Source organism: Thiobaca trueperi (assembly GCF_004342175.1).
GTDB lineage: Bacteria > Pseudomonadota > Gammaproteobacteria > Chromatiales > Chromatiaceae > Thiobaca > Thiobaca trueperi.
On sequence record NZ_SMAO01000005.1, the window covers coordinates 147,713 to 166,581 of the forward strand.

Here is an 18,869-nt window from a genome sequence, read left to right on the forward strand (position 1 = left end):
GGGCGGCGGATCTAAAACCATCGGGTTAAGACAGGATTGGCAGGATTAACGGTATTTAAAACAGTGGCTTAAGGGCTTCGTCAATCCTGAAAAATCCTGTTAATCCTGTCTATTCATCCCCGCCCGTCGGTATCGACCGTTGTGGAAACGGGTTTGGGGCTCGGGCGCACCCACCGCCACTCGCGCCAGAGCAGTGGCTGCGAGAAACCATCCCAGCCCCAGCGCAGCCAGTTCAGCAGACGGAAGGCCAGCCACAGCGCCCAGCCGAGCATGAGTGCGCGATAGATCCATATCGGCACCGAGAAGACCCAGACCGCCGGCAGGGTCGGCCCGCCGCGATCCTGATACCAGTTGAGCAGACTCGCGGACGAGCCGTTGCCGCTGATCTGCATCGCCGGATGGCCCAGCAAACCCTGTTGCACCGCACCGAGCAGCGCCGCCAGCGCCGCCAGGGTCAGCAGGATCAGACCGATCTGAGTCAGATTGAAGCGCCAGGGCGAGGTCTGCGCATTGAGCTGGCGACGCAGACCGAGCGCGAAGAGCCAGCCGGCGACCAGCAGCACCACCCACACCTGCGACAGACTGAGACCGATGCCAAGCAGGAACCAGTCGTGCGTTCGCAAGGGTGTGAGACGGCTGCGGCCCAGCGCCGCAGCCAGACCCGCGATGACCAGGAGCACGCCCCAGAAGAGCACAGCCGGCCCCATCTGTGGTCCGCCGGCAAAGAGCACCCAGCGGTCAGGGGAAAGGCGCAGCGACAGGTTCAGATTGACCGCCGGGGCGCCCAGATCGGGACTGGCCGGGCTGAAACCGGGTCCGGGCACGGCTGATTCGCGCCACGCAACCTGCATCGACTGGCTGCCGGGAATCAGCGGCAGGTCGATGGCGGTCCCCGGCGCGGGAACCGGCAGGCTCCGGCCATCGACACTGAGACGCAGCGGCTCGGCCCCATCCGGCAGACGAATGGCGTGACGCCCGCCCTGACTGCTGCGCACCGCCAGCGTCAGGTTGGACTCGCTGCCCCGACGCCCCGGTTCGACCCGATAATCCACCCGGTCGATGGTGAGTGTGGGACCGGGCACGCCGGACGGACGGCTGATGGTCAGCGCCAGGGTTTCGCCGGGCAGCGGTCGCCAGGTGGGCAGCCAGCGGTCCGACGACTCGCGCTGATGCACCGGCGCGAGCCCCTGCGGTTGCAGATGCCACATGGGACTGAGATCCAGCGACCAGACCTCGTTGAGCCGGCTGTCCGGGCTTGCGGTCAGCGTCAGTGCAGTGACCGGCTCCAGGGTGGAGGTCCAGGCCAGTTCGCTCATGCCGGGCGCCAGTCCCGCCAGCACCCGATTGCCCTCGACCTGAATGCCGGGGGTCTGGACCGATTCGCCGGGCAGGAGCGGCACCGGCAGCAGGAGCGGGAACTCGGGTGCGGACAGACGCTGGATCCGGGTCTCGACCCGCCAGTCGATGCCGATCTGCAGGCGACGCTCGACCCGCAGCAGCGGCGGCAGCGCATCCTGAGTCAGGGGCTGGTCGGCGGGAAGACCGGCCTCGGACAGCCTGACCAGTTGCAGTTGCGACCCCGCGCGACCGGCTGCATCCAGCCCTTCGACCCGCCAGCCATCGGCCTGAACCGTCACCTGACGCGGGGCGAGGCTCAGTGGGATGTCGATCTGATTGCGGCTCGGCAGCGGCCCGGCGAGCAGGAGCCGATGGCGACCGGCGGCGAGCGGCACCCGCAGCCGGTCTTCGGCATCGCGGCTCAGACGATCCAGCGGCGCGCCATCCAGATGAATTTCATTCGGCGTCCAGCCGCCCGCACCGCCCGGAAGCGCGGCCGCGACCGCGACCGCCGCATCCAGGGTCAGGTCCAGGGTCAGGCGATCAGGCTCGGCCCGCAGCGCGAGATGCGACAGATCCAGACACTCGGGCAGACAGTCGGGCGGCGCGAGCAGACGCTCGCGCAGTTCCTGCAAGAGTTCGGGTGTCGGCAGCTCGTCGGCCTGGGTCGGCGTCGCGACGCCACCGGCGCCCAGCCCCACCGCCAGCAGCAGGGCCAGACCCGCATTCGCGCTGGCCTGCTTCGGTATGACGTCAGTCAGCCGCAGACCGAGCAGAACCAGCAGCAGGCTTCCCAGCAGCGAGACCAGGAGATTCCAGCCCGGCGTCAGCAGCCACAGCCGCGCCTGTTCGTCCTGTCCGACCGGCCCGGTCCAGGCCAGCTCGAAACGGTTCCAGCTCCAGGTCGGGATACCGGGGCCGGTCTGTACCTGCGCCTCGGGGTCGATGATGTCCAGGGTCTGGGGAGCGGAAGGCGCTGATTGATAGAATCGGCCTTTGCTGTAGCTGTCGCCGCCACGTTCATATTGAACGGTGGCGTTATCGTTCTCAGCCGCCTCATTGAAAGTGAGTTCCGCCGTGGCGGGGGAAGGCGCGGACGGCGTCGGCACAGCATCGAACGCACCAGCCAACTGCGGCGTCAGATCGCCCATGCCAGCCCAGGGCGTGCGCTCAAGCTGCGGATAGAGTCCGCCGCGCACCTCGCCGACCAGGAACGGCAGACCGACGAACAGCAGCGCCAGCAGGCTCAGACGGAAATACCACGTGACCAGACCACGCAGCCGCGCCGCTCCAGTCTGAACCGACGTCGCCGGGAGCAGACGCAGCAGCGCCGCAGCGGCAAGCAGGTGCAGCCACACCAGACGCGGCGCATCCGGCGCCTGCCAGGTCAGCCCCAGGGCAAAGAGGGCGAGCAGACCCCAGCCCCAGCCCCAGAGCCGACCGATGCCGATGATGAGGATCAGCACCAGAAAGAGATCAAGCAGGGTCCAGCGCGCCAGCCAGGTATCGGGCAGGTTATCGACGCCCGAGGCCGCCAGCAGATCCCAGCCGGGCGGCAGATGCAGGGTGGCCTGCGCGGAATCGAGCGCCAGCGCCCAGCCGGAGGCCGGCACCCGGTTGGGTGCGGCCTCCAGACGCCCATCGGCAAGCAGATCCAGACGACCGCGCCGCACCTCGACGCCGGGCGCGCCGGGCGCGTCGTCGCTGCCAAGACGGTTGATCGGCACCGGCTTGCCATCGATCTGCACCTGTCCCAATTCCAGACCCTGCCCCGATTCCAGACGCCAGGTGCGGACCAGTTCGCCGCCGATCCGGTCCTGCACGCTGTAGCCGGCGCCGTCGAAATCCAGCCAGAGCGCACGCTTCAGGTTCAGACGATCCGGTCCCGGATCGGGATCGCCGCGCCGCTGTTCGGTCAGGGTCAGAACCTCGTCCGGTCCGACCCGATAGACCGGCAGACGCGACCAGTCGTCCGGGAGCCGGGTCTGACGCGGATCGATCAGCGGCGGACCGCCGATCTCGACCTGACGCAGATCGGGGCGCGCCTCAAAGGCCCAGATTTCATGCTCGGGCCAAGGCGCGACCGGCGCGGCGCGTTTGAGTTCGCCGATCGATCCGGCGTGCCAGGTCGTCACGTCCAGCACCCAGCGACCGGGCCGGACCTGGACCCGCAGCGTACCGTCGGACTCCAGCCGCGCTGGCAGCGGGCTGTCGAGCGCGAGCGGCACGCCGCCCGGCAGGGGCACGGGACCGACACGCACCTCGCGGGCGCGGCCCGAGACATCCAGCTCGATCCGGGTGAGCACCCGCAGCGGCAGATCGTCCTCAATGCGGCGCAGGACCGTGAGCGACAGCCGGTCGCCCTCGTCTGCCGTCTGCGAGGCGGCCGGATCGCGGAGCCAGAGACGACCGCCGCGTTCGATGCGCGGCTGTGGTCGCTGTTCGCCGTCGAGCATGAGCGACACCAGCCCGGTCGTCGCGGGCAACGACAGCGCGTCCGGGCGCTGGGTCCACGACAGACGCCCGGTCAACCGCCAGACGCCGACGGGCAGCTTCACCGCCGGTCGTCCCTCGTGCATCACCACCGGCAGTGCCTGTCCGCCAGACTCGACAGCCTGCGGCCAGGCATCCGCATCGCCCGGCAGCATGACCCAGGACTCGGCGAAGACCTGCCAGGATTGGGCAAAGTCACCGCCGTTCGCGTTCAGATCCAGATGCAGCTCGCCGGGCCAGGCGCACAGCCAGGCACCGTCGCGCGGATCGAGCGGACAGGCGCGCCGATCCTGCCCATCCGGCCCCGTCTCCAGCACCCAGGGGATCCAGGGGCGCAGCGGCTCGGGAACGGATGGCTCGGCGAAGATCGGTGCCGGAGACGTAACCGCATCGGCTGGCGGCGCGACGAGTGCATCCGGGGACGTCTCGGTCAGCGCCGGGGCCGAGAACAGGAACAGGATTGACAGGAGCGAACCGACGCAGGAACGGAACATGGTGGCGACCTCCAACGGATGCTTTAAGCGATGACAGGGACGATCTGACAGGTCGGGTCAGGCGTGCGCCACCACCCGACTTTGTGCCACGGAGTCCTGTCAGGTTGCGCTGGTACGACATCTTAAACCGCGCCCAGCACGGTATGCGATCTTCGTGGATCGGATCGGCCCTGGCAGACTCAAGGATTATCGGAGCTGGCGCGGTTTAAGATATTAAAAAATATAAAATTTTAAACCTCGTTTCCACTGATGTCGTTGACTTATTCCCAGAGCTAAACACAAATTGAAAATTACGCATATCGCACTGGACGCGGTTTAACTGTTCCTGTGCGTCGCGCCGCAGGATTGATCAGACCTGATCACCTGCAAAGAAGTCTTCACGTTTTCCCGCTTCGCCGGACGGCTCTTCATAGCGATAACCGACGCCATAAACCGAATGGATAAGCTCGCACGCGGGCAGCAGTCCGGTGAGTTTGCGCCGGAGTTTTTTGACATGGCTGTCGATGGTGCGATCCGAGACGATCCGGTGATCGGGATAGATGCGGTCCATGAGCCGGTCGCGCGAGAAGATGCGTCCGGGTGCGGCATGGAGCGTTTCGAGCAGGGCAAATTCCACTGCCGTCAGCTCGATTTCGCTGTCTCCGGCGCGCACCCGCAGACGGTCGGCGAGCAGGGTGAGCGGGCCGCTGTCGGCGGGCGGGGCAGGCGCCTGGGTGCGTCGCAGCACCGCCTTGACCCGCGCCACCAGCTCGCGCGGGCTGTAGGGTTTGCAGACATAATCGTCCGCGCCCAGTTCGAGTCCGAGCAGTCGGTCGATCTCCTCAACGCGGGCGGTGGTCATGATGATCGGCACCGGGTTGTCGGCCCGCACCTCGCGGCAGATGCTCAGGCCATCCCTGCCGGGCAGCATCAGATCCAGCAGAATCAGATCCGGGTGCTGATCGCGGATCCAGTCGACCGCTGACGCGCCGTCATGGAGCGCCTGCACCTGATAGCCGGCGGCCTTGAGATAATCCGCCACCAGCGCAGCCAGACGCTCTTCGTCTTCGATAATCAGGATCAGGGGGGCGTGGGGGTTCATGGTTGTCATCTGGTGGTTGGTCGGTATGAATTCATGCCGGCAGCAGGATGCGGATCCAGAGTCCGCCACCGGGCGCGGCGTCGGCGCTGATGGTGCCGCCGTGGGCCTCGACCACGTTGCGGGCGATGGCGAGTCCGAGCCCCGCACCGCCGCTGTGGCGATTGCGTGAGTCCTCGACCCGGTAGAGCCGCTCGAACAGATGGGGCAGGGCGTCCTTGGGCACGCCGGGGGCCGTGTCCTGAAAATCGATGCAGAGTTGATGGTCGGTGCGGCTCAGTTGGATGCTCAGGCCGCCGCCGGCATCGGTGTATTGACGGCTGTTGCGCAGCAGGTTGCGAAAGAGCTGCGACAGACGCTGTCCGTCGGCATGCAGGAGGACTGGGCCGGGCAGGGTGTTGTGATAATCGAGCGCGAGCCCGGCCTCCTGGAACGAACGGCGGAAGGCGTCGATGTCCGCGCTCAGGATCTCCGCGACATCGGTTTCCTCCAGTCGGTAGCCGAGCGCGCCCATGTCGGTGATGGACAGTTCGTAAAGGTCGTCCACCAGTCGCCCCAGTCGCATGACATCGCCGTGCAGGGTGTCGAGCGCCGACGGTTCCAGCGGGCGCACGCCATCCTGCAACGCCTCCAGCTCGGCGCGCAGCAGGGCGATGGGCGTGCGCAGCTCGTGCGAGATGTCCGCGACCCAGCGTCGACGGGCGGCTTCGTTGTGTTCCAGCGCGGTGGCGAGTGCGTTGATGTCGCGTCCGAGACGGGCGATCTCATCATGGCCGTGAGTGGGGACGCGGGCGCTGAAATCGCCGGTCGCCAGCCGGCGGGCGGCGTGCTGGAAGTTGCGTACCGGGCGGACCAGGCGCCGCGAGAGCGGATAAGCCAGCGCGGCGGCCAGCAGCAGCATCGCCAGGGCGATGATCCAGAGACGATCCCCCTGACTGGCGTGAAAGCGCAGTTCGGCCATTTCGGGGGCCGGGGAGCCGGGCATCAGGGCCAGGGTGCCGATCATCTGTCCGTCGAGCTGGAGTGGATAGGGGCGACTGGTGGCGATCAGCGCGGGGCGTCCGTAGAGGATGGCGCCGCTGGCATCCAGGAGCATCAGTCGCAATTCAAGCGGGATGGGGCGTTGACGGCGTTGGATATGATCCAGCGCCTCCTGCGGCGGCCAGACGCCGGGCGAGCCCGGTTCATCACGCAGCCAGGGCGGATGACGAAGGAAGCGTCTGTCATCCGGTCGGCGGTTGGCGAACGAATCCTGGCGATCCAGCAGAATCATGACCCAGCGCCGCGAATCCTGCGCCAGCGGCTCCCAGGAGCCATCGTGCCGATAGGTATCGATCAGACGTTCGGCGATGCGTTCGATGCGCTCCTGCTCGCGCGCATCGGCCAGCTCCACCAGTCCGCGCTGAAACGACCATTGCACAAACGCCTGGGTGCCGAGCAGTACCACGACACAGGCCAGCAGGAGGGTCAGAAAGACTTTGGTATGGATCGACAGACGCATGCCGGGATGATGACGGGGGAGATTGCAAGAAAAATGGAGCGGATCGTCGCGGTATGATCCGAAACTGCGTCTAAAACGAGACGCCATGCCTTGGGCGAGCGCATCTCCCGGCTGGATTCATGTCGGGCGGGTGGTTGGCTGACGGCCGTCATCCGCACGGTGACAAGCAGGCGTCCGGGAAATACAATCCCCTGAATCCTGTGGGCAAAACCTGTTCGCGACGACTGCGGGCTGTGCTGTTCACCGAATTATCATGCCATGCATGCCATCGGCCGCGTGTTCACCCCATTCAGCCAGCTCCAGTGGGCGATGCGGCAAGGCTTCGTCGTTGGTCCATTCGAGAGGAAATGCTAGTGAAGTATGCGGCAAAAAGAACCTGGCCCGAAAAATCGGCAGTTTGGGAACATCAGGGCGAAGCGGAGACAGCGCAGGCGTTCGCGGTGGAGTTCGCCACCATTGAGCAGCTTGGTGTGGATGTGGAGTTTCTGGTGATGGAGCGGGAAGGGGGTGGTGAAATCCAGTTTTTCCGGGTTGCCGGCACATCCCCCTTCCGGGTTCTCCCCGCTGAATCGCGGGCCGGAGGGGTAGTGGCTCCAGCGGCTACGGCTGTGGATGAGTCCGAACCCGAGCCCATCGCCATGCCCAGTATGAGTCCCGTGATCTCCATGCTGACGTACATGGCGAGAGTGGCCTTCATGGCGATTCTGGTCATCGCGGTTTTGGGATTTGCCATGAAATACATCCGGGCATGGCTGAGCTGACGGTTGATGTAAAATCAGCTTGACATCCTGTCATGTCAAGCTAAGATGACACCCAGGATCACGGAATGGATCCACAAGATTTTCGAGATTGAATTTGGGCGTGGCGTGCGACTGGTGGTTGCCAGCATGAGAGCCTCCCGGCGCGCAAGTACTGCATCATTCATTTTGTGACGGAGGCCTATTGTGGCTGAGCAGAAAAGTCTGTCGGGTCTGACCGATCAGCAGGCAAAAGAATTTCATGAGCAGTTCAAAGTGACCTACACCGCTTTCATGGGTCTGGCAGCACTGGCTCACCTGTTTGTCATTGCTTACAATCCCTGGTGGAATTAAGGAGTTATTGTCATGCAATTCATGGGCTATAACCCGACCGAAAACGATTACAAATTCTGGCTGGTCGTGAATCCTTCGACCTGGCTGATCCCGACGCTGTTTGCCGTCCTGGTCACTGCCATCCTGATCCATGTCCTGGCCTACTCGCTGCCGGGTCAGGCCTATCGCGCCAAGCCGGCTGTTGAAGCCGCCGCTCCGGCTGTCGAAGCAGCTCCTGCTGCAGCGCCTGCTAACTGAGTTCGTTTCGTCGTGGCGGTTTTCGTCGCGATCAATAACTGCCAACTGTTTCGATAGTGGCACTGTCAAACATCCTTTGGGAGAAAAACGATGGCTGAGCAATCCTTGTCGGGTCTGACCGAGCAGCAGGCGAAAGAATTCCACGAACAGTTCAAGGTTACCTACACTGCGTTCGTTGCAATCGCAGCCGTAGCTCACCTGTTCGTTCTCGCTGTCAAGCCCTGGTTCTAAGCAACCACGGTTTTAAGCGGTTCCGATTCATTTATAATTCGAGGTTAATACAATGAGCGACGTTGCAAAGCCCAACAATCCTGCTGACGATTGGAAAATCTGGCTGGTCGTTAATCCGGCTACTTGGCTGATGCCCATTTTCTTTGCTGCGCTGGCTGTCGCCATCGCTGTTCACTGGATTGTGTACAAGGTTGGTCTGGCCTACGTCTGAGCACCCTTCGTGCTTCGATAAGATGGTCCTGGGTTAGACGCCAAACGCTTTGTATTTGTAGCGTTTGTCTGTGATCTGGCCGTTAACCGGGGGCGAGCAGTCATCTGCTCGCTCCCGGTTGCGTTTTGCTTTCTGCGATTTTTAATCGTAACGTAGAAATCCACGCCCTTTAGGCGTGGTCAGCGTTCAACGGCTCTGCCGGTTGAACAAACGGCTTCCGTTGAGGTTGTCAGCTCCATCGCGTACAGGCCAGTTAGAACGACTCGCCGGGGCCAGTTGCACCGATATTGAAGCTTGGCACAGACTGCCCTTCAAACCAGCTTCATCCGTCATTGGATCTTGGTGACAGATCGTGCAGCGCCTTGGAAATCACAAGACTTTTACTGCCCCGGCTTTCGCGTCTGCGTATCCGGTTACTGCGCCGTATCTTTTCCCTTCTGAAACGGCGGATTTTGAATGCCTAAAATAATCTGTCCAAACATCTTGACATGCGCTGCTGTCAAGCTAAGATGACAGCCAGGATCCACGCTGGATCCTAGATGTTGAGGCCGGCAGGCATGGTAAAAACCTGTGCGTTCTGCCGGGTGACATAAAAGTGCAGTCCTAAGTAAAACGGAGGCCAACAATGGCTGAGCAGAAGAGTCTGTCGGGTCTGACCGATCAGCAAGCAAAAGAATTCCACGAGCAGTTCAAAGTGACCTACACCGCCTTCATGGGTCTGGCGGCGCTGGCTCACCTGTTTGTCATCGCTTACAACCCCTGGTGGAATTAAGGAGTTACTGTCATGCAATTCATGGGCTATAACCCGACCGAAAACGATTACAAATTCTGGCTGGTCGTGAATCCTTCGACCTGGCTGATCCCGACGCTGTTTGCCGTCCTGGTCACCGCCATCCTGATCCACGTCCTGGCTTACTCGCTGCCGGGTCAGGCTTATCGCGCCAAGCCGGCTGTTGAAGCCGCTGCTCCGGCTGCTGCTCCGGCCGCTACCCCGGCTGGCTGATTCATCCTGTCGTGGCGTCATCCGCTGCGATCAATTAACTGTTTAATTTGGGAGACAAAACGATGGCCGAGCAATCCTTGTCGGGTCTGACCGAGCAGCAGGCGAAAGAATTTCACGAGCAGTTCAAGGTCACCTACACTGCGTTCGTTGCAATCGCAGCCGTGGCTCACCTGTTCGTTCTCGCTGTCAAGCCCTGGTTCTAAGTAACCACGGTTTCACGCGGTTTAATCCATCAAATTAGAAGGTAAATACAATGAGCAACGTTGCAAAGCCGAACAATCCTGCTGACGATTGGAAAATCTGGCTGGTCGTCAATCCGGCTACTTGGCTGATGCCGATTTTCTATGCGCTGCTGGTTCTGGCTATCGCTGTTCACTGGATCGTGTACGCTGCGGGCCTCGCTTATCCTATCTGATCGCCTCCGGTCGATAGTGATTTAAGCCGATGGTGGATGGGTGGATACTGAAGTATGCGATGTGCTTGTCCCATCCGCCATCGGGTATGAAATGATGATTGTTGAGTATTGAGCCAATCCGCATCAAATCAGTGGATTGGCTTTTGTTTTTCAGGGTTCCACCCGATCTCTCTGCAAATCGAACGCACTTGCCTCCCCGGCAGCCGCCGCTCCCGCCCTTCCTAAGCGACTCGTAGCGGCGTACCATCGCCCTTTTTCTTGACGTCTGGCGTCACTGCCTGATCATCCAGGTGAAATATGGAGGCGAGTCAGTCTGAGCCGCGCCTTCCGTGCGCCATGATTCTGTTTTCCCATCTCAACATTTCAAATTCGGAGACGATTTCGGCATGAGTGAGCCTCTTGATCCGTTAGATCCACGGTTACTCGCCTGGCGTCAGTTTATCCGCAAGATTCTGCCTTTCGCTGATGTGGCGACGGCCGATCTGCCCCTGCGTCGTCTGCTGCGCCTGTCGCTGTTTCAAGTCTCGGTGGCGATCGCCATGGTGCTGCTGACCGGAACGCTCAACCGGGTCATGGTCGTCGAGCTGGGCGTGCCGACCTGGCTGGTGGCGACCATGGTGGCGCTGCCCCTGGTTTTCGCGCCCTTCCGTGCCCTGATCGGACATCGCTCCGACTATCACCGCTCGGCCTTCGGTTTGCGCCGTATCCCTTATATCTGGCTGGGGACCATGTTGCAGTTTGGCGGCTTCGCCATCATGCCCTTTGCCATCCTGCTGCTGTCCGAAGCGGACAATGTCTTTAATCTGATGGGCAAACTGGGTGCCGGGCTGGCGTTTCTGCTGGTTGGCGCCGGTCTGCATATCACCCAGACCGCCGGTCTGGCGCTGGCGACGGATCTGGCTCCTGAGGACAAGCGTCCGCGCGTGGTCGCTTTGCTCTATGTGACGCTGCTGTTCGGCATGTTCCTGAGCGCCCTGCTGTTCGGTCAGTTGCTCACCGAATTTTCGGATCGCCTGCTGATTCAGTTGATTCAGGGCGCGGCGGTCGCAACGATCGTCCTGAATGTCGTGGCGCTCTGGAAACAGGAGGCGCTGAACCCCGAGCGCGCTGCGGCGAAGGAAGAGCGTCCGCCCTTCCTCGAAACCTGGCGTGCCTTTATCAGCGGCGGTCGTGCGAGCCGTCTGCTGGTTGTCGTCGGTCTCGGGACGGCCGGTTTCACGATGCAGGATATTCTGCTTGAGCCTTACGGCGGTCAGGTCTTGGGGATGACGGTTGCCCAGACCACGGCGCTCACGGCCCTGCTTGCCGCCGGTACGCTGGCGGCCTATGCGCTGGCTGCGCGCGTGCTCAGTCGCGGCGGCAATTCCTACCGGCTTTCGACCCTGGGTGCGGTGGTGGGTCTGGTGGCCTTTACGGCGGTGATCGCGGCGGCTCTGATCGAATCGACCTTTCTGTTCCGGATCGGAACCGCTCTCATAGGGTTTGGCGCCGGCCTGCTGGCTGTTGGTACGTTGACCGCTGCAATGGGGTTGTCCGAAGGTGGTCACAGCGGTCTTGCGCTGGGTGCATGGGGTGCCGTGCAGGCGACGGCGAATGGTGTGGCGATGGCGCTTGGCGGCGGTCTTCGTGACGTGGTATCCGGCTTTGCGCTGGCTGGAACCTTTGGTCCTGACTGGGCTGGAATCGAGGTCGGCTATGTGTTCGTCTACAGTATCGAGCTGCTTCTGCTGGTCGCCACCCTGATCGTTGTCGCGCCACTTGCCCTGAGACGGGAAGGGTCGGTTGCCCGATCATCGAAGATGGCACTGGATCAGTTTCCGTCTTAAACCGCGTCCCCACCAAGGGCCGTGAATGCGCCAAATGTCGAACTCACTCGAAACTCAGCATTTCGCTCTGGACGCGGTTTAACCCGACCGCTTCATGTCTGTGAAGCGGTCGGGGCCGGCGGTCATCCAGCCGCGCCTTCCGCCCGCGCCTTCGCGATGAGCGCGTCAGCGGTCGTCAGCAGTCCAGGCAATCCTTTGCGCGGCTGACTGATGACCACATAGCGTCCGGCGACTGCGATGGTCGGCACCGCATCGATCAAATAGCGGCCAACCAGATAATCGCTGCGACTCAACTGGGTCTGTACGTCAAAGGAATCGAAGGCTTCGGCGAATGCCTTGGTATCGACGCCCTGAGTCGCGATCCACTCGATAATCGCCTCTTTGGTGAACAGCCTCACGCGCTCTTTGTGGAGCGCATCGAAGACGGCCTGATTGAGCCGCCCCAGGTTGTCCGTGCTGTCCAGCGCAAAATAAAGCCGCGACAGATTGGCCCACTGCGCACGCCCGAAGGAGACCGGAACGCGGCGGAAGGCCACGTCGGCAGGCAGTTCCTTGACCCAGGCATCGATCAGCGGATTGAGATCGCTGCAATGCGGGCAGCCATAGGAGAAAAATTCCAGCACTTCGATCTTGCCGGGGGCATCGCCCGGTTGTGGCGGATCGACGGGGCGCCAGTCCTGGCCCTGGACCAGCTCCGCGCCGGCTGTCGGCAGCATGGAAGCGCCCAGGGCGCCAATGAGAAACTGATTGAAGCGACGGCGGTTCAGGGTCATTGAGTGCTCTCCAGGGATTGAGGGTCGTTCGATTCAGATCATCGTCCACAGGGGCGATCGGCCTGAAATCATACCGGAACCGGGTTGTCCGGTCTTGATGAGGGCTCGGCATGATGACGACCAGGGCGCTTCGGATTTGCTCGGACAGCCCCTTGGGCTCAAAATGGCGAATCACCCCCTGAACCGTGGAGAACGACCGATGTCCGACAAGGCCCCCTGGATCACCTTCCGCCCCGAACTCAAGGTGCTCGACTGCACCGTGCGGGACGGCGGGTTGGTCAACGCCCATCAATTCAGCGACGATTTCGTCAAGGCCGTCTATCGCGCCTGCGTTGAGGCGGGCATCGATTACATGGAGATCGGCTACAAGAACTCCCCGCGCGTCTTCCCCAGGGATAAATTCGGTCCCTGGCGTCACTGCGACGAGGCGGACATCCGGCGCATCGTCGGCGATCACGATCCGGTCAAGACCGGGCTCAAGCTGGCAGCCATGGCTGATGCCGGCAAGAGCGACTGGGAGACCCAGATCGTGCCCGCCGCCGAGAGTCCGCTGTCGATGATCCGCGTCGCCTTCTATGCCCATCAGGTGTCGGAGGCGGTCGACATGATCCGCCACGCCCATGAACTCGGCTACGAGACCACGGCCAACCTCATGGCGATCTCCAACATTACCGAAGAAGAGATCGATACCGTCCTGGAGGCCATCGCTGAAACGCCGGCCACGACCATGGTCATCGTCGACAGCTTCGGCTATCTCTACCGCGAACAGATCGACCGGCTCTACAAGAAATATGCCGGGGCGATGGAAGGCACCGGCAAGGAGATCGGCATCCACGCCCATAACAACCTCCAACTGGCCTTTGCCAATACCATCGAGGCTATCATCCTGGGCTGCAACCGGGTCGATTCGACCCTGTACGGCTTCGGGCGCGGCGCGGGCAACTGTCACACCGAATTGCTGCTGGGCTTCCTGCGCAACCCCAAGTTCGACATGCGCCCGGTGATCGAGGTGATCCAGAACTATCTCCTGCCGCTGCGCAGGGAACTGGATTGGGGGCCGTCAATCCCTTACAACATCACCGGCCAGCTCAACCAGCATCCGCGCACTGCCATCGAGTGGCGGGAAGGACCGACCCCGGACGATTTTCTGACTTTTTACGATAAGGTTGTATCGGAGATCTAAGCTATGCCGACTGAAGCAACCCTGACCATTGGTGATTCACAGTACCAGTTTCCAATCATTGAAGGCAGCGAAGGCGAGCGCGCCATCGACATCCAGGATCTGCGGGCAAAGACCGGTTACATCACGCTTGACCCCGGTTACGGCAATACCGGCAGTTGCGAGAGCGCTATCACCTTCATCGACGGCGAGAAGGGGATTCTGCGTTATCGCGGGATCCCCATCGAACAGTTCGAGCAGGCGCCCAACTTCGTTGAAGTGGCCTGGCTGCTGATCTTCGGTCATCTGCCCTGCCCGGATGAATACAAGACCTTTTCCGACGATCTGACGGCGACCGCCAACCTCGATGAGAGCATGAAGCATCATTTCGAGGGCTTTCCGCGTTCGGCTCCGCCGATGGCCATCCTCTCGGCCATGATCAATGCGCTCTCCTGCTTCCATCCCGAATTTTTCGAGCTGGAGGACAAGGATGATTTCCGGGAGGCCGCCGCCGGACTCATCAGCAAGGTCCGCACCATCGCGGCCTATGCCTATCGTCAGTCCATTGGTCTGCCTTATATCTATCCCAACCCTGCGCTGCGTTATGTGCCCAATTTCCTGCACATGATGTTCTCTCAGCCCTATGCGGAGCATGTCTGCGATCCGCTGGTGCGGGATGCGCTCAATCTCATCCTGCTGCTGCACGCCGATCATGAGCAGAACTGTTCGACCTCCACCGTGCGGATGGTCGGATCCAGTCAGGCCAACCTCTTTGCTTCCTGCGCAGCGGGTGTCTGCGCGCTCTGGGGGCCGCTGCATGGTGGGGCGAATGTCGCCGTGCTGGAGATGCTGGAGCAGATCCATCAGGGCCAGATCAGCCCGGAGGACTATGTCCGGCTGGCGAAGGACAGGGACAGCAAGGTGCGTCTGATGGGCTTCGGGCATCGGGTCTACCGCAATTTCGATCCGCGCGCCAAAATGCTGGCGCGAGTCGCCGACAATCTGCTGCCGACGTTAGGCGTTCATGATCCGTTGCTCGACATCGCGCGCAAGCTGGAGGAAATCGCCCTGGAGGATCCCTATTTCATCGATCGTCAGCTCTATCCCAACGTCGATTTCTATAGCGGTATCATCCTGCGCGCCATTGGCATCCCGACCAACATGTTCACCGTCATGTTCGCCATCGGTCGTTTGCCGGGCTGGATCGCGCACTGGTGGGAGCAGTCCGAGACGCAGGGGACCAAGATCGCCCGTCCGCGTCAGATCTACATGGGGCCGAACGAGACCGATCATGTGCCGAGAGGCGAGCGTTGCGGCTGCTGAGATAACGGCGATCCGGGCCGAAATGGACAGAATGAGCAGGGTTGACGGCATGGTTAATGCCATGTTTCGGATGCTGTTCATTCTGTCTCAATGTGAGCGTTTGGATCGGCATGACCATGTCAGTCATTTCAGCCACTCAACCTGTTGAGTCTTGGAGGCGCTCGTGGCGCTGCGGATCAAAAGTCACTGGATGAACGAAGGCCGGGAGCGATCGCTCCCGGAGATCGCCAGTGCGCTGGCCTCCATCGCCTGGCGCATCGCCCTGGACAAGGCCATCACCCTGCACTGCGAGCGCTTCACGTACGCGAGCGACGTGCAGCGTCTGGAGGTGATTCAGGAATATCTGGCGTTTCTGATCCAGATCGCCGACCGGCTCGCGTATGCGCAGCTGAACGACGCGAATCGCCGGGAGCTGATCACCGCCTTTGCCAGCAAGTTGTGCGGACATGTCCAGGACAACAGCCAGGATCTGCTGGGTTCAGGCGATTACGGCAGCCCATTCATTGCGCGGCTCAATCAGCGTGCGGATGAGTATGCCGAATTTCAGTTTGACGACGACGGTCCCGGTTATGCCCTGCTGCGTCATCTCGGTCTCGCGATTCAGACCCTGGTGGGGGATGCGCCGGAAAATCGCTGGGTGATCGATCAGGTCATGGACCGTGATGGCAGCGATGCCAGTCGGATTTTTGCCAAAGCCTTTGCGGATCTGTGCGGCTGACGCATCGGACACTATTCAGGTCTTGCTTTTCGCGCGATTGAACGCCATGATCCGCGCCACGTCACTCGTCTCGTTCCGCGCCATCCCGCCTCAGAGACACCTCAGCGACGTTCATCCATCGAGGCTGGTTCTCATCCGGCCCTCATCTGTTCAACCCGGTTTTCGACACACGCGGCAAAGATCGCGGGATACCACCGGGTTTTTGGAGAAAATCATATATGTACATGAAGATAGGTGGCGATACGCTGGCGCTTGACGGCGCTATCCGTGGTCAGATCGAATCCGAAGCGCAGAAGCTTGCGAACCGGTTTCCTGACGAACGGATTGAGGCGCACGTCACCATCCAGGAAGAGTTCGATCCGCTGCACGGGCATCGTGTGCGCTGCGAACTGAGCGCAAAGGTGGGGTCAGGGCGTCAGATGGTGGTGCGCGATGCCCGCAAGACCGCCGATGAGGCCATCAACGAGGTCTTCACCGCCGCCCGTCGCAGTGTCCGCCGTTTGCGTCGTCCCAGCGTCCTCCACGCAAATCCCGTTTCCCCTGCAACCTTGCGCGCCGCACCGGCTACCACGCATTGAAGTCGCCGCGTTTGACCCACCCCTCGCCAAGCCCTGTCTTGACTGACGCCGTTCAGTACCTATGTTCGAGCGAATCCACCATCGAACAGAGACCATCGCTCAGGAGTTTGGCATGAAGGTAGCCATTATCGGCGGAACCGGATTTGTCGGTTTCCATCTCACGCGCCATCTGCTCGCCGCCGGTCATATCCCGCGCCTGCTGGTGCGTCCCGGCAGCGAAGGCAGGATTGAAGAGCGTGACGCCTGCGAGATCGTTCAGGGTGATGTCGAGGATCGCGCCAGCCTGAACGACTGTCTCGCGGGTGCGGATGCCGTCATCTATCTCATCGGTATCCTGCGCGAGTTTCCCGCGCGCGGCGTCACCTTCGATGCTTTGCAGCATCAGGGTGTGGTGAAGACCATCGCCGCCGCTCAGGCGCAGGGCGTGGAGCGTTTCCTGCTGATGAGCGCCAACGGCATCCATGCCGACGGCACGCCTTATCAGCGCACCAAATATCAGGCCGAACAGGCGCTCAAGGCATCCTCACTGCGCTGGACCATCTTCCGTCCATCGGTGATCTTTGGCGACCCGCAGGGACGCATGGAGTTCTGCTCCCAGCTCAAAAAAGACATCATCGACAGCCCCTTGCCGGCGCCGCTGTTCTATCGGGGTCTGCTGCCGACGAATGCGGGTGGCTTCGAGCTGGCGCCGGTCAGCGTCGGTGATGTGGCGGCCGCCTTTACGCTGGCGCTTGCCGAGTCACGCACCGAGTCTCAGACCTACAGTCTGTGCGGTCCCCAACGCTATAGCTGGAAGGCGATTCTGAACACCATCGCGGCGGCGTCCGGCAAGCACAAGCTCATGATGCCGGCCCCGGTGCTGCCCATCCAGGCAGCGGCGAGTCTCTTTGACCGCTATCCCTGGTTCCCGATCTCGCGTGACCAGATCCAGATGCTGATGGAAGGGAATGTCTGTCATGACAATGACAGCTTCGCCCGCCTGGGGCTGACGCCCACGCCATTCGGGGTGGATCAGTTGACCTATCTGTGATCGGGGCAGATGAGCAATCTTCCCGAGACCGTTCGTTGTCGTTGTCGTAATCGAAGATTCGCAAGCCGAAGACGACAACGACAATGATTGGAGACGGTCTCGGAACATCTGCACTGCGGTACTCGCGTCACATCTTCAGCCCCAGCATCAGGTCCATCACATTGGTACCGGTTGGCCCGGTGCAGATCAAATCGCCGCTGGCCTCCAGCAGACGCCCTGCATCGGCGCGCGCCAGGCTCTCCCGCACGTTGAAGCCGGCCAGTTCGGCGCGCTCCACGGTACAGCCATCGACCAGCGCGCCGGCATCCTCGGTCGGGCCGTCCGTGCCATCGGTCCCGGCACTGAGCAGCAGGCAATCGTTCCGCCCGGTGATCTCGATTGCTGCGGCGAGCGCCAGATGCTGATTGCGTCCGCCACGTCCGGGTGTCGCTGGCAGTCTGACGGTCGTTTCGCCGCCCCAGATATGCAGACCTGGCGGGCCTTCAAGCAGCTCGCGGGCCAGCGTCTGGCCGCATTGCGCCGCATCGCCAGCGATGAAGGCCTCATGCAACCGGTACGGCAGATCCTCTGCCGCCGCTGCCCTGGCGACGGCGGCCTTGGCCTCGTCAAGCGTGGCGATCAGTTCCACCGCAGGACCAGCGCGAGACATCGCCCCGCGTTCACTCAGACCGCGCCGAACCCAGTCCGCCAGCCATTCAGGCAGATCCAGATCAGCCACCGTTTCAGCGAGGTTCGGATCGGGCACCAGCAGACCCGATCCGATGACGCCCGGATCATTGCCCGGCACATCCGAGATCGCCAGACACCGCACCGCTCGATCCGCCAGACTGTGCAGCAGACCACCGCCCTTGATTCGCGACACTGACTTGCGCACCCGGTTGACGGCGTCGATGGGCAGACCGCTGCCGAGCAGCCAGCGGTTCACCCGCTCCAGCTCCGCAAGTCCGAACCCCTCAATCGGCGCCTCCGCCAGACTCGATGCCCCGCCTGAGATCAGACAGAGCAGCGTGGCATCGCGCGGCGCCTCCCGCATCGCGTCGATCAGGCGTGTTCCGGCCGCCAGACTCCCGGCAGTGGGGACAGGATGGCCGCCAACATGCGACTCGATCCCGAGCGCCGCGAGCCGTTCCCGGTTCAGATGCCCCGTCTTGGTGATGAGGATACCGCCGACGCAGCAGTCGCCCAGCGCGTCGCAGGCGCCCTGGGTCATGGATTCAGCCGCCTTGCCGATGGCGCAGAACCAGACCGGGCCGCTGATCGGACGCGCGGCGAGTGTCCGGCGCACCGCCGCACGCCCGCCGACCGCCTTCAGAGCGACGGCGAAGAGACGCAGGATCTGTCGGCGTGAGTCGGCGCGGCCAGACATTCAG

At 62.2% G+C, this 18,869-nt stretch carries 20 protein-coding genes; 15 read left to right on the forward strand and 5 right to left on the reverse strand.

From position 1 onward, the window contains the following. Positions 1-113 precede the first annotated feature (113 nt). From EDC35_RS11070 to EDC35_RS11080, 3 genes are all read right to left on the reverse strand, one after another. Positions 114-4,325 carry a hypothetical protein gene (locus EDC35_RS11070; RefSeq protein WP_207896191.1) on the reverse strand — a complete coding sequence of 1,404 codons (4,212 nt, stop codon included), beginning with the start codon at positions 4,323-4,325 and terminating at the stop codon, positions 114-116. Positions 4,326-4,674: 349 nt separating this feature from the next. Further along, positions 4,675-5,406, reverse strand: coding sequence for a response regulator (locus tag EDC35_RS11075; RefSeq protein WP_132977317.1), 732 nt, complete (start codon positions 5,404-5,406; stop codon positions 4,675-4,677). Between the two features lie 31 nt (positions 5,407-5,437). After that, positions 5,438-6,904: an ATP-binding protein gene (locus EDC35_RS11080; RefSeq protein WP_132977318.1), complete on the reverse strand. Its 1,467-nt coding sequence runs from the start codon at positions 6,902-6,904 to the stop codon at positions 5,438-5,440. A gap of 347 nt (positions 6,905-7,251) precedes the next feature. On the opposite strand from EDC35_RS11080, the gene EDC35_RS11085 reads away from it, so the two are divergent. The 10 genes from EDC35_RS11085 to EDC35_RS11130 all read left to right on the forward strand — a co-directional run bounded on the left by EDC35_RS11085 (position 7,252) and on the right by EDC35_RS11130 (position 11,918). Beyond that, positions 7,252-7,665 (forward strand): hypothetical protein, encoded by a 414-nt coding sequence (locus tag EDC35_RS11085; protein WP_243651625.1) that lies wholly within the window; start codon positions 7,252-7,254, stop codon positions 7,663-7,665. A 183-nt stretch (positions 7,666-7,848) separates the two neighbouring features. Then, a complete protein-coding gene (gene pufB / locus EDC35_RS11090; protein ID WP_132977320.1) occupies positions 7,849-7,995 on the forward strand; it encodes a light-harvesting antenna LH1, beta subunit in 147 nt (48 codons plus the stop codon). A gap of 12 nt (positions 7,996-8,007) precedes the next feature. Next, a complete protein-coding gene (gene pufA / locus EDC35_RS11095) occupies positions 8,008-8,232 on the forward strand; it encodes a light-harvesting antenna LH1, alpha subunit (protein ID WP_132977321.1) in 225 nt (74 codons plus the stop codon). Between the two features lie 90 nt (positions 8,233-8,322). Continuing rightward, positions 8,323-8,463, forward strand: coding sequence for a light-harvesting antenna LH1, beta subunit (gene pufB / locus EDC35_RS11100; RefSeq protein ID WP_132977322.1), 141 nt, complete (start codon positions 8,323-8,325; stop codon positions 8,461-8,463). Positions 8,464-8,515: 52 nt separating this feature from the next. Then, positions 8,516-8,674: a light-harvesting antenna LH1, alpha subunit gene (gene pufA, locus EDC35_RS11105; RefSeq protein ID WP_132977323.1), complete on the forward strand. Its 159-nt coding sequence runs from the start codon at positions 8,516-8,518 to the stop codon at positions 8,672-8,674. A gap of 625 nt (positions 8,675-9,299) precedes the next feature. Then, complete coding sequence (pufB, locus tag EDC35_RS11110) at positions 9,300-9,446, forward strand: light-harvesting antenna LH1, beta subunit (protein WP_132977320.1); 147 nt, start codon at positions 9,300-9,302, stop codon at positions 9,444-9,446. Positions 9,447-9,458: 12 nt separating this feature from the next. Continuing rightward, a complete protein-coding gene (gene pufA, locus EDC35_RS11115) occupies positions 9,459-9,677 on the forward strand; it encodes a light-harvesting antenna LH1, alpha subunit (RefSeq protein WP_132977324.1) in 219 nt (72 codons plus the stop codon). Positions 9,678-9,739: 62 nt separating this feature from the next. After that, positions 9,740-9,880 (forward strand): light-harvesting antenna LH1, beta subunit, encoded by a 141-nt coding sequence (gene pufB, locus EDC35_RS11120; protein WP_132977322.1) that lies wholly within the window; start codon positions 9,740-9,742, stop codon positions 9,878-9,880. Between the two features lie 50 nt (positions 9,881-9,930). Next, positions 9,931-10,092 carry a light-harvesting antenna LH1, alpha subunit gene (pufA, locus tag EDC35_RS11125; RefSeq protein WP_132977325.1) on the forward strand — a complete coding sequence of 54 codons (162 nt, stop codon included), beginning with the start codon at positions 9,931-9,933 and terminating at the stop codon, positions 10,090-10,092. Positions 10,093-10,478: 386 nt separating this feature from the next. Beyond that, complete coding sequence (locus EDC35_RS11130; RefSeq protein ID WP_132977326.1) at positions 10,479-11,918, forward strand: BCD family MFS transporter; 1,440 nt, start codon at positions 10,479-10,481, stop codon at positions 11,916-11,918. Between the two features lie 122 nt (positions 11,919-12,040). Here EDC35_RS11130 and EDC35_RS11135 read toward each other — a convergent pair whose 3' ends face one another. Next, the gene (locus EDC35_RS11135; protein ID WP_132977327.1) at positions 12,041-12,691 is read right to left on the reverse strand and encodes a thiol:disulfide interchange protein DsbA/DsbL; all 651 of its coding nucleotides are present in this window, start codon (positions 12,689-12,691) and stop codon (positions 12,041-12,043) included. 199 nt (positions 12,692-12,890) lie between these two features. On the opposite strand from EDC35_RS11135, the gene EDC35_RS11140 reads away from it, so the two are divergent. From EDC35_RS11140 to EDC35_RS11160, 5 genes are all read left to right on the forward strand, one after another. Next, complete coding sequence (locus tag EDC35_RS11140; RefSeq protein ID WP_132977328.1) at positions 12,891-13,874, forward strand: aldolase catalytic domain-containing protein; 984 nt, start codon at positions 12,891-12,893, stop codon at positions 13,872-13,874. Between the two features lie 3 nt (positions 13,875-13,877). After that, a complete protein-coding gene (locus EDC35_RS11145; RefSeq protein ID WP_132977329.1) occupies positions 13,878-15,173 on the forward strand; it encodes a citrate synthase in 1,296 nt (431 codons plus the stop codon). Positions 15,174-15,336: 163 nt separating this feature from the next. After that, positions 15,337-15,891 carry a hypothetical protein gene (locus EDC35_RS11150; RefSeq protein WP_132977330.1) on the forward strand — a complete coding sequence of 185 codons (555 nt, stop codon included), beginning with the start codon at positions 15,337-15,339 and terminating at the stop codon, positions 15,889-15,891. Between the two features lie 218 nt (positions 15,892-16,109). Further along, positions 16,110-16,469 carry an HPF/RaiA family ribosome-associated protein gene (locus EDC35_RS11155; RefSeq protein WP_132977331.1) on the forward strand — a complete coding sequence of 120 codons (360 nt, stop codon included), beginning with the start codon at positions 16,110-16,112 and terminating at the stop codon, positions 16,467-16,469. Positions 16,470-16,581: 112 nt separating this feature from the next. Beyond that, positions 16,582-17,499: an SDR family oxidoreductase gene (locus tag EDC35_RS11160; RefSeq protein WP_132977332.1), complete on the forward strand. Its 918-nt coding sequence runs from the start codon at positions 16,582-16,584 to the stop codon at positions 17,497-17,499. A gap of 127 nt (positions 17,500-17,626) precedes the next feature. On the opposite strand, the gene EDC35_RS11165 is transcribed toward EDC35_RS11160, so the two are convergent. Next, the gene (locus EDC35_RS11165) at positions 17,627-18,865 is read right to left on the reverse strand and encodes a glycerate kinase type-2 family protein (protein WP_132977333.1); all 1,239 of its coding nucleotides are present in this window, start codon (positions 18,863-18,865) and stop codon (positions 17,627-17,629) included. Between the last annotated feature and the right edge of the window lie 4 nt (positions 18,866-18,869).

Bases quoted from the DNA above. Each gene is read 5' to 3' on its own strand.
- EDC35_RS11145 (WP_132977329.1), top strand. From the start codon at position 13,878: ATGCCGACTGAAGCAACCCTGACCATTGGTGATTCACAGTACCAGTTT.
- pufA (WP_132977323.1), top strand. From the start codon at position 8,516: ATGAGCGACGTTGCAAAGCCCAACAATCCTGCTGACGATTGGAAAATC.
- EDC35_RS11155 (WP_132977331.1), top strand. From the start codon at position 16,110: ATGTACATGAAGATAGGTGGCGATACGCTGGCGCTTGACGGCGCTATC.
- EDC35_RS11135 (WP_132977327.1), bottom strand. From the start codon at position 12,691: ATGACCCTGAACCGCCGTCGCTTCAATCAGTTTCTCATTGGCGCCCTG.
- EDC35_RS11165 (WP_132977333.1), bottom strand. From the start codon at position 18,865: ATGTCTGGCCGCGCCGACTCACGCCGACAGATCCTGCGTCTCTTCGCC.
- pufA (WP_132977321.1), top strand. From the start codon at position 8,008: ATGCAATTCATGGGCTATAACCCGACCGAAAACGATTACAAATTCTGG.
- pufB (WP_132977322.1), top strand. From the start codon at position 9,740: ATGGCCGAGCAATCCTTGTCGGGTCTGACCGAGCAGCAGGCGAAAGAA.
- EDC35_RS11140 (WP_132977328.1), top strand. From the start codon at position 12,891: ATGTCCGACAAGGCCCCCTGGATCACCTTCCGCCCCGAACTCAAGGTG.
- pufB (WP_132977320.1), top strand. From the start codon at position 9,300: ATGGCTGAGCAGAAGAGTCTGTCGGGTCTGACCGATCAGCAAGCAAAA.
- EDC35_RS11070 (WP_207896191.1), bottom strand. From the start codon at position 4,325: ATGTTCCGTTCCTGCGTCGGTTCGCTCCTGTCAATCCTGTTCCTGTTC.
- EDC35_RS11080 (WP_132977318.1), bottom strand. From the start codon at position 6,904: ATGCGTCTGTCGATCCATACCAAAGTCTTTCTGACCCTCCTGCTGGCC.
- EDC35_RS11130 (WP_132977326.1), top strand. From the start codon at position 10,479: ATGAGTGAGCCTCTTGATCCGTTAGATCCACGGTTACTCGCCTGGCGT.
- pufA (WP_132977325.1), top strand. From the start codon at position 9,931: ATGAGCAACGTTGCAAAGCCGAACAATCCTGCTGACGATTGGAAAATC.
- pufA (WP_132977324.1), top strand. From the start codon at position 9,459: ATGCAATTCATGGGCTATAACCCGACCGAAAACGATTACAAATTCTGG.
- pufB (WP_132977322.1), top strand. From the start codon at position 8,323: ATGGCTGAGCAATCCTTGTCGGGTCTGACCGAGCAGCAGGCGAAAGAA.
- EDC35_RS11160 (WP_132977332.1), top strand. From the start codon at position 16,582: ATGAAGGTAGCCATTATCGGCGGAACCGGATTTGTCGGTTTCCATCTC.
- EDC35_RS11075 (WP_132977317.1), bottom strand. From the start codon at position 5,406: ATGAACCCCCACGCCCCCCTGATCCTGATTATCGAAGACGAAGAGCGT.
- EDC35_RS11085 (WP_243651625.1), top strand. From the start codon at position 7,252: ATGCTAGTGAAGTATGCGGCAAAAAGAACCTGGCCCGAAAAATCGGCA.